Source organism: Massiliimicrobium timonense (assembly GCF_042850985.1).
Lineage (GTDB): Bacteria > Bacillota_I > Bacilli_A > Erysipelotrichales > Coprobacillaceae > Allocoprobacillus.
Window position 1 is genome coordinate 1,993,675 of record NZ_AP031415.1, and the last position, 14,680, is coordinate 2,008,354.

The 14,680-nt window shown below is 33.7% G+C and carries 13 protein-coding genes; 6 read left to right on the forward strand and 7 right to left on the reverse strand.

Annotation, left to right across the window (positions count from 1 at the left end):
* Positions 1–43: 43 nt before the first annotated feature.
* Positions 44–3,088 (reverse strand): SrtB-anchored collagen-binding adhesin, encoded by a 3,045-nt coding sequence (locus ACGHJ8_RS10400; RefSeq protein WP_390540236.1) that lies wholly within the window; start codon positions 3,086–3,088, stop codon positions 44–46.
* A gap of 737 nt (positions 3,089–3,825) precedes the next feature.
* Here ACGHJ8_RS10400 and ACGHJ8_RS10405 point away from each other — a divergent pair.
* On the forward strand, positions 3,826–4,179 hold the full coding sequence (locus ACGHJ8_RS10405) for a transposase (protein ID WP_390542437.1): 354 nt from the start codon (positions 3,826–3,828) through the stop codon (positions 4,177–4,179).
* On the opposite strand, the gene ACGHJ8_RS10410 is transcribed toward ACGHJ8_RS10405, so the two are convergent.
* From ACGHJ8_RS10410 to ACGHJ8_RS10420, 3 genes are all read right to left on the reverse strand, one after another.
* Complete coding sequence (locus ACGHJ8_RS10410) at positions 4,103–4,345, reverse strand: hypothetical protein (protein WP_390542463.1); 243 nt, start codon at positions 4,343–4,345, stop codon at positions 4,103–4,105. The two genes, ACGHJ8_RS10405 and ACGHJ8_RS10410, sit on opposite strands and share 77 nt — an antisense overlap.
* A 21-nt stretch (positions 4,346–4,366) precedes the next feature.
* On the reverse strand, positions 4,367–4,606 hold the full coding sequence (locus ACGHJ8_RS10415) for a transcription termination/antitermination NusG family protein (RefSeq protein ID WP_390542439.1): 240 nt from the start codon (positions 4,604–4,606) through the stop codon (positions 4,367–4,369).
* Positions 4,607–4,899: 293 nt separating this feature from the next.
* Entirely contained in the window at positions 4,900–5,943 is a 1,044-nt protein-coding gene (locus tag ACGHJ8_RS10420; protein ID WP_390540238.1) for an IS1 family transposase, read from the reverse strand.
* Positions 5,944–6,381: 438 nt separating this feature from the next.
* On the opposite strand from ACGHJ8_RS10420, the gene ACGHJ8_RS10425 reads away from it, so the two are divergent.
* From ACGHJ8_RS10425 to ACGHJ8_RS10445, 5 genes are all read left to right on the forward strand, one after another.
* On the forward strand, positions 6,382–7,074 hold the full coding sequence (locus tag ACGHJ8_RS10425; protein ID WP_390540240.1) for a YveK family protein: 693 nt from the start codon (positions 6,382–6,384) through the stop codon (positions 7,072–7,074).
* 1 nt (position 7,075) lies between these two features.
* Complete coding sequence (locus ACGHJ8_RS10430; protein ID WP_390540242.1) at positions 7,076–7,858, forward strand: tyrosine-protein phosphatase; 783 nt, start codon at positions 7,076–7,078, stop codon at positions 7,856–7,858.
* 3 nt (positions 7,859–7,861) lie between these two features.
* The gene (locus ACGHJ8_RS10435) at positions 7,862–8,572 is read left to right on the forward strand and encodes a CpsD/CapB family tyrosine-protein kinase (protein ID WP_390540244.1); all 711 of its coding nucleotides are present in this window, start codon (positions 7,862–7,864) and stop codon (positions 8,570–8,572) included.
* A complete protein-coding gene (locus ACGHJ8_RS10440; protein ID WP_390540246.1) occupies positions 8,572–9,564 on the forward strand; it encodes a hypothetical protein in 993 nt (330 codons plus the stop codon). The genes ACGHJ8_RS10435 and ACGHJ8_RS10440 overlap by 1 nt, the downstream gene beginning before the upstream one ends.
* A gap of 686 nt (positions 9,565–10,250) precedes the next feature.
* A complete protein-coding gene (locus tag ACGHJ8_RS10445; protein WP_390540248.1) occupies positions 10,251–11,816 on the forward strand; it encodes an AAA family ATPase in 1,566 nt (521 codons plus the stop codon).
* A gap of 64 nt (positions 11,817–11,880) precedes the next feature.
* Here the strand turns inward: ACGHJ8_RS10445 and ACGHJ8_RS10450 are convergent, their stop codons facing one another.
* The 3 genes from ACGHJ8_RS10450 to ACGHJ8_RS10460 all read right to left on the reverse strand — a co-directional run bounded on the left by ACGHJ8_RS10450 (position 11,881) and on the right by ACGHJ8_RS10460 (position 14,544).
* Positions 11,881–12,132, reverse strand: a complete 252-nt coding sequence (locus ACGHJ8_RS10450) for a hypothetical protein (RefSeq protein ID WP_390540250.1) — start codon at positions 12,130–12,132, stop codon at positions 11,881–11,883.
* A 70-nt stretch (positions 12,133–12,202) separates the two neighbouring features.
* Positions 12,203–13,477 (reverse strand): hypothetical protein, encoded by a 1,275-nt coding sequence (locus ACGHJ8_RS10455; RefSeq protein ID WP_390540252.1) that lies wholly within the window; start codon positions 13,475–13,477, stop codon positions 12,203–12,205.
* Entirely contained in the window at positions 13,474–14,544 is a 1,071-nt protein-coding gene (locus ACGHJ8_RS10460; protein ID WP_390540254.1) for a hypothetical protein, read from the reverse strand. The genes ACGHJ8_RS10455 and ACGHJ8_RS10460 overlap by 4 nt, the downstream gene beginning before the upstream one ends.
* Positions 14,545–14,680: the final 136 nt, after the last annotated feature.

The window sequence follows — 14,680 nt, forward strand, 5'->3', positions numbered from 1 at the left end:
GCGGGGAACGTGATTTCTTCATCATCATAAGCAGACCGTCCGATTATGAACGTCTACGCTTGATGAAGTATGTTCCTGCCACGCCTGCACCAGAGAGAATAAGAAGCCCTAAGAATAAGGCAATGTTTGTGTTATCGCCTGTCTTTGGAGCGTCTGTTGTCTTGCTCGGTGTATCTGGTGTGGTCGGCTGTTCCGGCTCTGTTGGTTCTTCCGGCATTTCTGGTACTTCTGTGATTGTCACCGTCTGCCCGTCGTCCTCAATGTCCTTATGCTCTGTAACCTTAGTCGGTTCGTCTGGATTGCTCAAATCGTATAATTCCTCAAAGGTCACAAGCTCTTTCCCGCCAAGCTCGGAAGCGTCGAATGTAAAGGCAATCTGTACTTCCATACTTTCACTGTCGGCAGTAAAGGTATAGTCATTCTCGACACGCTCACCATTGATGATAAGTTCTGCATTTTCGTCCTTAATCATCTGCCAGCCTTTGAGCTGATACTTTGTGCCGATTTCCAATCCGTCAAGGGTAACGGTATCAATGATTGTCACGTCTTTTCCTGCTTCAATCTCTTTCTTTCCGTCCTCGCTGGTCGCTGTGGTATGGATAGAGATGATACGCTCCGTGATAAGCACCGTCTGTCCCTCGTCGTCAATATCCTTGTGTTCAGCCACCTTTACAGGCTCGTCCTCATTGGAAAGGTCGTAAAGTTCCTCAAAGGTAACAAGGTTCTGACCGCCAAGAGAAGAAGCGTTAAACGTGTATTCTATTTCAATCTTCATTTCCTCGCTGTCGGCTGTGAATGTGTAATCACTTTCCACACGCTGTCCGCCGATAAGAAGCTCGGCGTTTTCCTCTTTCAACATCTGCCAGCCTTTAAGCTGATACTTCGTCCCTTTTTCCAGACCCTCAAGGGTAACCGTGTCAACGATTGTTACCTCTTTACCAGCCACGATAGACTTCTCGCCGTCCTTGCCTGTGGCTGTGGTATGGATAGAGATTTCTTTCTCGTATTCATCAGTAAGTGTCCCTAAATCAATGGTCACATTGTTTCTGGACACCACGATTTCAAACGGCGGGATAAGCTCAAAGCCTTTGTTGCCCTCACAGCGTAATTCCTCAATGATATAGGTATCGTAAATCAAAGCACCCTTGCTGTCGTCTGGCTCGCTTGTTCCAAACCAGATACCGTCCTCGCTGGTCTTTCCTGCATTGGTGTTGTTCTTATGGGAAGCCCAGTCAGAAGAAGTGGAGAACTGTCCGTTATCATCAGTTACGATAATGTGGCTCTCACCTGTGGTCTTGCTGGTGATCCTAAACGGAACTCCCGCAAGACGCTGGTGTGTGCCAGCTCCAATCTTGACACCCTCTAGGTCGCCACGCTTCACTTGATTGTAGATTGACGTGTCTGTCCCTGTAAGGTCAACGATTTTTCCGTCCTCTGTGATTTCAAATTCAATCGGTTTCGCACCCTCTGTTAGATAGCCCTCTGGTGCTTTGCTTTCCTCGATACGGTATTTTCCGTAAGGTAACAGGTCGGCAGAAGTAGAAGCCACGCCCTCAATGTCGGTAAGGATTGTCTTTACCACTTCATTCTTGCTGTAAAGTTTCCCCTCGACAAGTACAGCGTTGTCATTAAGGGAAATGATTTCAAATTCAGCGTCTTTCAAAGTCGCACTTCCTTGACCTTTGGTATCGCTGGTTTCTAAATCTCTTTTCTGGATTTTTACACCGCCACGGATAACCTTGTCTGATACATGGTACTGATTGCTTCCAGACAGTACGGCAATGTCGCCGTCCTCGGTAATCTGTGTAAGGTACATTCCCTTAATTTGTTCCTCGCTTCCGTCAGTCTGCATATATGCACCGTCAAGAAGATAGCCGTTAGGAGCTTTCGTTTCCTCGACCGTCAGCGTTCCTAAAGGAAGCACGTTCTTTCCGTCCTGTGTATAGAAGCTGTCCCCAGATACCTTGTATTCATCAGAAAGGCGGGAAACATAATGGATAGTGCCGTCGCTGTCCTTTTCAGCGATTGTCTTTGTCACCCATGTCTTTGTAGGCTCGCTGGGGAGATTGTCAGCGGTATAGTGTCCCGCATAGAATTTCCATGTGAACTCCGCACCCTCTAGGGAAGCGTCGCCCTGTGGAGCGTCTTTCTGTGTTTCCATGTCAATCTTGAAAAGCTCGATAAGGGTATCTGTAACCTTTGGCGTATCGGATACGTTCAAGGTCGCTGTCTTGCCAGCTTCCACATTTAAGGAATACACTGTATTGTCCACCTTGTAGCCAGCAGGAGCGGAAAGCTCTTTGATGTAGACTGTGCCAGCCTTTACTTCCACAGTATCAGTATTTCCGCTGTTATCCGTCGTAAGGGTGGCAAGCTGTTTTGTGCAGTCCTTATCAGAATAGACACCATAAGTCGCACCAGCGATAGAGTAAAGCCCGTTCCCATCGGTAATGCTGGCATTACTGGAAGTCTTTTTAAGGGTGGCATTTCCTACGGCAAGTTTCGCCCAGAACTGTCCAATGTCCTGTCCCTCGCCAGAGTAGATATAACCGCCACATTCATAGCGTCCCTTGTTCTCGCTGGCAAAGGTTTTTGCCCCGGCGTACACCTCGTCCTGTATCGCTTTTGGGATTTCATCATAGGAAGCTCTGACGTTATCGCATTGCCAGCCCAGATGAACACTCAATCTCTGCCATACGACGCACTGTTTCAAAAGGTAGATATGCTGACTGCTCAATCCGCTGTGGCTCTGCACATACTGATTGACATACTCGATTGAGAGGGCAACATCTGAAATCTGGTCGTAGCTCATGCGTGTGCTTGCGTCGGCTCTGGTCTTGTAGCCGTTGCGGAAGTTAGTGTTAATATCCACGCAGAAAGCGTCCTCGCCCTCAACGGTCATGTGTCCCTCGTTGAATGTCGAACCGATAGAACCGTCATTCATCACTTTTTCAACGATACCGACACGCTCGGCACTTTCTGTCCAGTATTGCTTCTCGGAAGCGTGGACTGCCGTTGTCGGCAAAGCGGTAACGATAGTCGCAAAGGCAAGGAAGCCCGTGGCTAATCGCTTCAATATCTTTTTCATAGCTTTTAAAATTCTCCTTTCGTTTGGATATAGAAAAAGCCGTCCATTTCTGAACGGCTGGAAATAGAAAAGGAACGTCAATATCGGCGTTCCATAATCTACTTGCGATATTCAATTTTTAGTTTATCAATACTGATGTGCTGTACCATATCTTTGCAAATCTGGGATTTCTAACGTATCAAGGCTCATTCAATGGTAGTAAAATCGTAGTAATTTGAAGTATTTAAACCCTTGAAAATGCTGATAGATACAGTGTTTTAGCGGACAATCAGATTTTTAGTTGGTTTTTAAAAGAAAAACTTTCATGTTATGATTGTTAATGTTCGCTTAATCATCCATGAAAAGAGAATATTAACCTATGTACGATGATATCATACATTCCCTCGATTTAAATTGAATATATTTCTCATACCTTTAAAAACAACACCCACTTTTATTTTATCAAATTTGTATCTAGTGGTGTTTTCTGTCCAAACTGTGGCCAATACACTAAAAAAGGTCATGAATATAAAATGTTTCTCTTAATCATTCTATTTTCATTACTGAAAATTTGTCTATAAGGCAGAAGATATATTTGTCCTCACTGTTCCAGAACGGCTTATGAGATGAATCCATTCAAAAGCAGTCACCCTAGATTGACTTTGAAAACCATTCACAATGTCCTTGTATTATTGAAGGATTATAATCAGACTCTTTCTATGGCGGCCAAGAAAACTAATCTCTCTGTCATTGAGGTCATGACTATATTTGATAAACATGTTCAGATAAAAAGAAAAAAGCTTTCTGAAGCTATCTGCATTGATAAATTCTTCTTCTCCCGTCATGCAAAAAAAAACAAATATGCCTGTCTTATCAATTTTAAAAATGGTCTTGTCCCTGATATCCTTCCTTCTCGACACAAGGCTGATTTAAGATCATACTTAAGAATGATTTCTAAAGGGGAAAAAATGAATGTCAAATATGTAATCATGGATCTTTACGATAATTATCGTGACATTGTCTATCAGTGGCTTCTTAATGCCATTGTCTGTGCAAACTCAAAACTTTTTTATTATCTTTTCTTGTTATTTCCAAACCTACTTTTACTGTGATTTTTCTTCCAAACAATGATACATCTACATAAGCTATACGTTTATGCCTATCAATCTTGCTAATGTGTCCTTCATATTCTTTTAATGGAGTCTTTCTAATATAAAGAACATCTCCTTCAATATAACCCGTAGATACATCAACACGATACTTTTTCCGCCAAACCATGCTAAAAATATAGTTTCCTGCTTATATATTGGGTATATATCTCCCATCATCATTACCTAATAATCTCGTTAAACCTGGAACTTCCTTCAACTCCATAAACAAATCATCTATATCATTGCTAATTAAAAAAATATAACCTTTAAATAAAACATCTTCAACTATATGACATTGACCTTTAAATCGTCGCATATGTTTATATTTAGGAATAAAACATTCTTTATAGCAATCTTTACTAATAAGAATTTTACATTTTCTTGCAATTTCTTCTTAACCACTTTTCACCTGTACACCATAGCAATTATCAAACATATCACATACCTTCAAAAGAAGTATGAAATTTTGATGAATTATAAGCATTTATGGTTTTAAAAACTTGGAATGAGGGGAGCTGGGATAGATACAATAAAGTAAATATGATTAAATAAATGGTTGAGACATTTAAGATCTATTTAATATTGAATAAGTTAATTGAGAAGAATTCATAAAAAGAACATTGAAGATGTATGAATTTATTTTTAAACGCTCTTTTTAAAAAAATTATTGCTGTGACTTGCTTATTCTGCAAATATTCCATAACGATATTCATAATAAGCTTCTTTAAGAGATATTGGCATTGGTGTTGCCAATACAGATATATTCCTAAATGATGATGTTTCTACCAATAAATTCATAATCTTTTCTGGCATCTCATTTCGTCTGTATCTGTACTTCATCTGTTTTCTTAGTATATTGAAGTTCAGATATCCCTGCAAATATCTCGTGCTTATGCCTTTTGTCTTTATAATCAGACCGGCTACCTCAGTCATCATTTCGTTGATGACACCTAATGATTTACCATCTCTAGTCAGGTATCTCTTTTCTGTTGGTGAGGTCGGAACTTTGTTGTTGGTTGTTCCAAGATGATTTGCAAGCTGCTGTATGCATGACTTTGAATCAGAAATGATTTCTTTAATATCACCAAAATACATTTCATTTGATATATATTTTTCAAAAGATTCGCTTCCAAGTCCTGTAATGTTCATGATCATATGATCATTTTCATCAACAGCACATATCACACTGACTTTATGATGTGATATACCCCTAAATGCAGATTGTCCACCCCTTTTTTTAGAATATCTTGGCATATTATGAGGCATTGTTCCTTTCAGGTTGATACTCAGATATTGAGTATCAACTTCAATTTCTCCTGAAAGGATCTGATTATTGATGATTTCAGTAGCAGCATGATAAGGCTTGTGACGCATGTAAAAACATGTCGTCGTACTGACACCAAGAAAATGTGCTTCATCTTCCAGTTTCATTTCAGAAATCTCCAGATCAATAAAAAGTATCCATTGCTCCATTGTAAGATGCGACCAACTGAAAAGTGTATGGGTTCTATCATTGAATGTTCTATGACACTCTTTGCATAGATATCTCTGACGCTCATTAGAATCTTTTCCGTTTTTCTTGACATGTGTTGATCCACAGATAGGACAAACCTGATCAGATGAATCAGTGTTATTTAGATTATTATTCAATAATGAAAACAAATAATCTATATAAAATTTATCTTTAGTTTTTAAGAAATCAATAACTTGTTTTTCATTAATCATAAGTATCGCCAATCCTTCTATGAAAAGTATAGCATATATGAAAAATAGATAACTTCTAAAACAATGGATAAACACCTAAAAAACGGTGTTAAAATAAAAAAGTAATAATAGCAGCAACATTTTTATTAAAAAGAGCGTTTTTAAAAATGATTACGTTGAGTAATCGTCGCATTGTCACGTTGCTCAAATAATCTTTCATAAGAAAATACGGTCGAAATATATGTTTGAATATATATCTCGATAAATTGACTATACAATATTGCTAAAATATCTAGTTATCTCTTGATTTTTTCTGATTATTCAAGCATAATACATATGAAATATTTGGTCTTACAGAGGTCACATCACACATTAACACTTTTTAGTAAAAATTCAAGTGTCTTGTGACAATTAACACATATTTCGAATTTTTTTTAACACAAATATAAGGAGGTCTATATGGCTGAACAAGAAATGATGAAAAATGAAGATGAAATAGAAATTAATTTAGGGGAACTATTCGCATTATTAAAATCTAAATACAAAATGATTATCATTAGTATTTTAGTTACAACGATTATTGCTGGAGTTATTACAGTTTTTTTTATTGACAGAAAATATCAATCTACTGCCAGTATCTACCCTAAACCAGAAGTCACTGAAGGTATGGTTGACTACACACAAATTAATGCCAATAGCTTAATGGTTAACAACTATATCGAAATGTTAAAAGGAAACAATATTCAAAGTCAGGTTGCTGAAAGTTTAGATATCACGACTGCAGAAGTTAGTAATAGTGTTACTATTTCTAACCAAGCCAACACACAAATTATTAGTATTTCAGCAACTACAACTGATCCGGAACTGAGTAAGAGCATTGTAGATGAATTAGTTGATACTTTTAAGAAAGAAGCTAAAAACACTTTAAATATCAATAACATTTCTACAATTGATCAGGCACAAATTGCTGACACACCTGTATCACCAAATCTTAGAAAGAATCTTGTTATTGGAGCTTTAATTGGTGCTTTTATAAGTGTTGGTTATATTTTTATAAAGTTTATGTTAGATACACATATTCATAACAAAGAAGAAGCAGAAAAATACCTTGGCATTCCTTGTTTAGGATCTATCCCTTACTTCGATAACTAAGATGCAATTTATTGATATCCACGGTCACTATGCCTGGGACATCGATGACGGTATTCCAACAAAAGAAGATGCTATAAAAGCATTAAAGATAGCCAAGGAAACCAACATTTCTGCTCTTGTTGCGACACCTCATGTTGTACCCGGTACTCATACTGAAACTGATATACAGCATTTTAAAGATAGAATTGCTGAACTTAAAAAGCTTGCTGAAGAGTATCAAATCTATGTTTTTGAAGGTTGTGAACTTTTTTTAAATCATGATTGCATCGATGCAATCAATAATCATTATATGATTCCTATTGAAGATACATCTTATCTCCTCGTCGAATTTGATGTAAGAAAAGAACTCGGAGAAGAGTATGAAGTTGAAGATTATCTTTATGAAATAGACATCAAGGGATACACTCCTATCATTGCTCATGTTGAAAGATATTTCCCAAATGGCATTGATACAGAACGTGTTGCTCAGTTGGTCGATAGTGGTTATGTTATTCAAATCAATGCTTCAAGTCTGTTAGGTATTCATGGTAAGACAGTTAAAAATAATGCTTTTGAATTATTAAATAATGGTTTTGCCCATGTCATTGCTTCAGATACACATCGTAGCAGTGGGCATCGTATTCCGTGTCTCAATGAAGTTTATCAGTTACTTTCAAAAAAATATGATTATCAGACATTAAAAACATTAATGTATGACAATCCTCTTCATATCTTACAAAACGAAGAAATTGAAAAGATTCAAGTTAATCAATCTTTTTTCAAGAAATTATTTAAAAGGAGATAACTTATGGCTCAAAAGAAAAAAATTCGTAAAACTTTAAATATTCTAGATAAATCCAAAAGACAGTCACAGTTTGATTATGCAGAAGTTTTTAGACATATTCGTACCAATATTGAATTTTCTAATGTTGATAATCCTATAAAATCAATAGCTATTACTTCATCTCAACCAGGTGAAGCAAAATCTACAACAGCCATGAATCTAGCATTCATCTTTGCAACTAAATATAAAAAAGTCTTAATTATTGACTGTGACCTTAGAAAAACAATGTTACATAGATATATGAAACTCTCTAATTCACATGGTCTTACTGATGCCTTGATAGAATTTGGAAAAACACACCGCTTTAATGATGAATATTTCCAAACAGTAAAAGATCAATCTTTTTCTGGATTACTATACGTTTTAACAGCAGGTATTCATGTGCCTAATCCTTCTGAGCTTCTTAGCTCTGATACTTTTAAAGAATATATGAAGATCTTAAAACAAAACTTTGATTTCATTATTATAGACTGTGCGCCAATTGGTTCTATTTCAGATGCTATTCCAGTTGGTAATGCAGTTGATGGAACAATCTTTGTTGTTTCTGCAAAGGATACAAAACGTAAAGATGCCGCTCAATGTGTTGATCTATTAAAACGTAGTAATGTCAATGTTATTGGGAGCGTTTTAACAAAAGCCGAATCTGGTTCTGGTTCATATCATTATTATTACTAATGAAGAAACTATCATTTCCTTTAATTGTTATTCTTCTCATATGTATTATTTTGACCCTTATTGGTTATAATACATTGATTACACGTAATGAAAGTAAAAAATATCAGAACCTCCAAAAAGATCAACCAGTATCTTCAAAACCAACCAGCGATCAAACTATTTACTGCATTGGAGATAGTTTAACACTTGAATCTCATGCTTATCCCACTTATCTATCACAACTTACAAACTGCAACATTGAAACTTTTGGTGGTCAAAAAGATCAGACAATAGATTTAGCTATTAGAGTAGGAAGAACAAAAATATATACTCATGATATAACAATTCCAGCTCAGACAGATCCTGTTGAAATCACTTTATATGATGAAGATCATGATAAATTAGATGTTCTCAAAAATAAAGGAAGTAATTTTTCAAATGTAGAAATCAAGGGAATCAGTGGTATTTTAAAATATGATGATGAAAAGGATATTCATACTTTTACAAGGGATGAAGCTGGTAATGAAACATCAATTGACGATTATACACAAATCACAACTGACTTCCCTAGTTTTGATAAAAATGGTATTGCAGTTATTTTTACAGGAACCTATGATCCTTATGAATCAGGTAGCATATTTAAAACGATTACATATCAACGCGCTATACTTAACCAACTCGGTATCAAAAAATATATTGTTGTTTCTCTTACATCTAAACGAACATTTCAAATCGTTAACGATATGAATGCAGTCTTAGAAGAAGAACATGAAGAACATTTCTTATCATTTAGAGATTATTTATTAAAGAACGGATTAAAAGATGCAAATATCACCCCAACAGATGGTGATCAGGATGATTTAGATAAAGGATATATTCCTCGCAGTTTGTTACGTGATAATCTTGTAGATGGAAATGAAGATTTCCACGAACTTCTAGCCAAACAAATCATTGAAAAAATGCAAGATTTAAAATACCTTGATAAGCAAGATATAAAAGCAACACAAGATTAAAAATATTGATTTCAATTCAAACCAGAAACTTATATCTATAGGATATTTCTTTCTGGTTTTTAAATTCAAGAACTACAATTTATACATTTTATTTATTATGATATATAATAAACGATTTTGTATCTAGTGCCTATACAACTGTTTTTATCTTGGCATATTATTATATTTTCTACTCAACTCAATTAATCAGATTTCTTTAATTGAAATTATACATAAGCACGTATATATTAAATTCTATAAAAAATAAATTCCTAGTATTAAAGATTATTGACTGTTTAAATTGGTAATGATTAGATATAAGTACTACTCACCTACCCGTTGAACAGTTTTTTTGCTTCTTTATAACATAATTTATAATGATGTTAAATCACTATCTAAACTTTTATATCAATTATCACAAAAATAAGCACAGGTAACTATTTTAATGATGATACAATATAACATTATATCATCAATTTTTACATTCATTTATGATTGGTATGATAATTTTTATACGCACTTTCAATAAAATCAGTTATTATATTAATCTAAAAAGCTCAACCTTTTAGTTATACTCTTAACAAATTTTAAATAACTATAAATAGTATCTCAAAGTAACTGACTAAAGCTTTTTCGTACATATACTCATGGTATTTTACTTATACAAATGTTATAATAAAACAAGAAAAGAAAGCAGGTGAAAATGTATGGGTTTATATCTCAATCCAAGAAATGACAGTTTTCAACAGGCAATTAACAATCCTATATATGTAGATAAATCATTACTGATTAACTATACAAATCAATTAATAGGTACCGGTGATAATAAGCTATGTGTATCAAGACCTAGACGCTTTGGAAAGAGTACAGATGCCAATATGCTTGTTGCCTATTACTCTAAAGGTTGTGATTCTCATCATATTTTTGATTCACTCAAAATCAGTCAAACTACTCATTATTTAAAACATCTTAATCAGCATCATGTCATTCATATCAATATGCAGGATTTTTTAAGCAAGACTCATGACATCAATAAAATGATTTTACTTCTCGCCAAATTGATATTTAGAGAAATTAAGAAAGTCTTTTCAGATGTCGATTATATTGATTCATCAGATCTTATTCAAATCATGGAAGATGTTTATGTTGAAGCAAGTGCAAGATTTATTTTTATCATAGATGAATGGGATTGCATCTTTAGAGAGTACAAGCAAGATAAAGAAGCACAGAAACAATATCTTGATTTCTTAAGAAATCTATTGAAAGATAAACCTTATGTAGAACTTGCTTATATGACAGGTATACTACCTATAAAAAAATACGGGACACACAGTGCCTTGAACATGTTTGAAGAAATCTCAATGATTGATCCGGGATTATTATCTGAATTTATGGGATTTACTGAAACCGAAGTTCAGAATCTTTGTATTCAATATAACGTGAATTATGATGAAATGAAGCAGTGGTATGATGGATATCATATGACAAATGATATTTCAACTTTTTCTCCACGCTCTGTTGTTTCTTCAATAGTCAGAAAACAATTTGGAAATTACTGGACATCTACTGAAACTTATGAAGCCCTGCAGGTTTATATAGATATGAACTTTGATGATTTAAAGGATAATATCGTTCAATTATTGTCAGGGGAGAGTATAGATGTGAATACAAGTAAGTTCCAAAATGATATGACAACATTCAAATCAAAGGACGATGTCTTGACACTTCTGATTCATTTGGGTTATTTAGGATATAATAATTCAGACCATACATGTTATATTCCTAATAAGGAAGTATCAACAAGCTTTATTGATTCCATAGAAGATTCAAACTGGGAAGAAACGACAAAGGCATTATTAAACAGTCGTGAACTTTTAGAAGCAACATGGAGAAAAGATGAAGAAGGCGTTGCAAGATATATCGAAGAAGCCCATCTCAATACATCAATACTGACCTACAACAATGAAAATGCATTGTCATATACACTTGCTTTAGCATATATCTATGCCAGAAATCATTATACAATGATAAGAGAAATGCCAACAGGTAAAGGGTTTGCGGATATTGTTTTGATTCCATATCGAGATAAACCAGCTATGATCATAGAGCTGAAATGGAATCAAGAAATCAAGACAGCGATAGATCAAATCAAAGAAAAGAAATATCCAAAAGGATTAGAGAAGTATAAAGATAACTTACTGATTGTAGGAATCAGTTATGACAAGAAAACAAAAAAACATACATGTCATATTGAAAAGAACACCACTGAATGATAACTCTGGTGTTCTTTTTATCTTTTATGATACAATTTTATTCAATAAATACATATTCCTATTCCTAAAAAGGCACATCATCATCAAAATCAAACAAATCATCAAGAGTACGATATTCAATACGGTTTAACTCTTTTAAATAAGTAAGACCTGCTTGTAGATTCATTATTGTATTTTGACTAAAATGAGATAAATAATGTGTACATCCAAAAAACAAACGCTTTGTTTTTCTATAATAAACTAGTTCTATTGGTTCATTACAACAAAGATATGATAACTTCTTATATGGTAAAGAGGATTTCGTCAATTGACTCACTGCAATGGTAACCACTTCATTTGCTTTGCATTACACAATATTTTTATTGCTTCACCTATTGTTCTATCGGCTAAAAGAAATATTTTCTAAATTGTCGATAAACTTGTCGACAGGCATTTTGATCACTCGGTGTTGAAGCAAGGGTTGATTGATATCTGGAATTATCAAAGAACATGACCAGATGATGTTTACTCTTATCTCCTTTCATAAAAATACCATATTTTTTTAATTTATTAAAATCATAACTACTAATAAGCGTTCTTAATATCTTTTCTAAATACATATCTCTTGTTCCATCTTTTGGATTTTGATTTAAAATATCTTTTAATAAACACAAATCCTCTTTTTCAACATGATTCTTTTTCACATCATCTTCTAACATATCTAACAAAATATCTTTTTGTTCAGCTTGATAATATTCCGGAATATCTCCTTTATCTAAAAGCGTATAATTATCTTGAAAAGATAGTTCTTCTTCTAATATTTCATTTTGCATCTGTAACACATTTAATTCACTCTCTAGTCCACTAATCAACGCACAATATTTCTCTTTTTCTTCTTCCAATTTATCAATTTCTTCCCCTAATTGATCAATCGTCTGTTTTTCATAATCTTGTGCAAACTGTCTTAAATTATCTAAGTAGTTTTTCTCTAAATAGCGAAAACTATATGCATTTCCATATTGTCTTTGTTTTAAATATAAAGTCAATTGATGTAAAATACGCTGTTGTAATTGATCCTGTGACTCCTTTTTAGCAAACCTATATGTTTTATAATCTCCATTTAAATAATAAATAATCACTCGACTATTAGTCAAAATCTTTTGACAATGCTTTGTCATCCAATGGCCAACTTCTTGATTGTCTTCATAAAAAACATAAGCAATTCCCCTTAATTGTTGAGCCAGATAAAATGGATCAACAACCTTTTCATAACGAATATAAAGAATCGGTAGTTGAGTTCCTCCATCCAACCATTGTATGACCTGTTGTTTATTTTCATGACAAATTTTTATAGGTTGATTACTTAAAGAAATTTCCTTATCCTTAATCAAATGTTTTGACAATAATTCATCAATATACCGATATCCTTTTTGATAACCATCATTATGAATACATAGACCTCCCTCTTTTTCATTATAAATGTATTCCATACGATGATATAAATGGACAACAACACTTCCATCATGAGGATATTGATAAATATCATAACAATGATTTTCTATCCTTTTTGGATTATAATCTATATCTTGATACTCTATACCATAGACTTGAAACAAAGACTCTATAAATTGAGAAATCGTCCATTTCTCTTTCAATTCCAGATAAGTTGAAAATGATTTCATAGTTTTCCTCCATTCTTTTCAAGAATCGCATGAAGAATATCTAAGCGACGATAAATTTCATGTGTTGCTTCTAATTCATTAGCTTTATGTTGAATATACTGCAAAAGTTTTTGACGATAAGTGATAACCTTTTCCATATCATCAATAGCTAACAATGTCGTTCCATGATGATTATGAATTTGTGAAAGTTGATCATTCTTTTGTTTTTGTTCTTCAATATCTTCCAACAGCATATGATAAAATTCTTTCAATTCATTGATTTCTTGTCGACGACGCATAATTTCTTCCTGAAATTCCTGTTGATATTCTTGACTATTCTTGATTGCTGAATTTTGTTGATGATAAAGCCATTTTTGATATAGTGAATCATATGAAGGCATGACATTTTTATATTGTTGAATCGTCATGTTTCTTAAAAGTTCATTGATTTCTCGAATCTGATAATGATAAGCTATTTTCTTATTTAACTGACAAAAGTGACTCTCCTGACCATCTATAATTTCTATGCACCCTTCTTCTTTTTGTTGTATACAATAACAAACATGTGCCAAGCCTAAGACTTCTCTTGCTAAACGATTAGCATCAATCCATCTTGTACGCATATAAATCAGGGGCTTTTTTGTTTTCACTTCTTTTAATTGATTAACATTAATTATACGATGTGCTTGATTATTAAAAGAATAAACATCATCTTCAATATAAGGTGATGTCATTATTGTTTTAAATAATGCAGGTATAGATACAGCAGAAATATAACGGGATTCATTAGAAGTTTCTTTAGAAAAACGTAAATGTATTGTTTCATCAATTAAATCATAAATAATTTCCACTATAAAGTGTGTATTTTTATAATTATCTTTTGTTGAAAAATAAAGCGTAAGATATCGCTGTTCAAAAATTTGTATATTTAATATTTTATGGTCAATCTCATATTGAAAAGGAATACGCCCATCATAATTTAAACCATTCATTTTATTTTTAGAATGTTCCAGCCACTCCAGTAACATATCAATAAGTTTATCTTGTGTTAAGTGTTTTGTTTGAAACTGACTATAATAACAAAGCATTTTTCTCACATCCTTTTATATAAGTATACCATGCTTTTTTGCCAAATAAAGATACTTTTTGGATAATTATGTCGAAGCACAAGAAAATCTTTTTCTAAAGCAAATCTATTCCAACATTTGCTCATTGTATGATATT

What these genes read in the sequence shown, in the direction of transcription:
- ACGHJ8_RS10455 (WP_390540252.1), bottom strand. Translation starts at nt 13,477, where the DNA reads ATGAAATCATTTTCAACTTATCTGGAATTGAAAGAGAAATGGACGATT.
- ACGHJ8_RS10460 (WP_390540254.1), bottom strand. Translation starts at nt 14,544, where the DNA reads ATGCTTTGTTATTATAGTCAGTTTCAAACAAAACACTTAACACAAGAT.
- ACGHJ8_RS10410 (WP_390542463.1), bottom strand. Translation starts at nt 4,345, where the DNA reads ATGGTTTGGCGGAAAAAGTATCGTGTTGATGTATCTACGGGTTATATT.
- ACGHJ8_RS10400 (WP_390540236.1), bottom strand. Translation starts at nt 3,088, where the DNA reads ATGAAAAAGATATTGAAGCGATTAGCCACGGGCTTCCTTGCCTTTGCG.
- ACGHJ8_RS10420 (WP_390540238.1), bottom strand. Translation starts at nt 5,943, where the DNA reads ATGATTAATGAAAAACAAGTTATTGATTTCTTAAAAACTAAAGATAAA.
- ACGHJ8_RS10440 (WP_390540246.1), top strand. Translation starts at nt 8,572, where the DNA reads ATGAAGAAACTATCATTTCCTTTAATTGTTATTCTTCTCATATGTATT.
- ACGHJ8_RS10425 (WP_390540240.1), top strand. Translation starts at nt 6,382, where the DNA reads ATGGCTGAACAAGAAATGATGAAAAATGAAGATGAAATAGAAATTAAT.
- ACGHJ8_RS10430 (WP_390540242.1), top strand. Translation starts at nt 7,076, where the DNA reads ATGCAATTTATTGATATCCACGGTCACTATGCCTGGGACATCGATGAC.
- ACGHJ8_RS10405 (WP_390542437.1), top strand. Translation starts at nt 3,826, where the DNA reads ATGACTATATTTGATAAACATGTTCAGATAAAAAGAAAAAAGCTTTCT.
- ACGHJ8_RS10435 (WP_390540244.1), top strand. Translation starts at nt 7,862, where the DNA reads ATGGCTCAAAAGAAAAAAATTCGTAAAACTTTAAATATTCTAGATAAA.
- ACGHJ8_RS10445 (WP_390540248.1), top strand. Translation starts at nt 10,251, where the DNA reads ATGGGTTTATATCTCAATCCAAGAAATGACAGTTTTCAACAGGCAATT.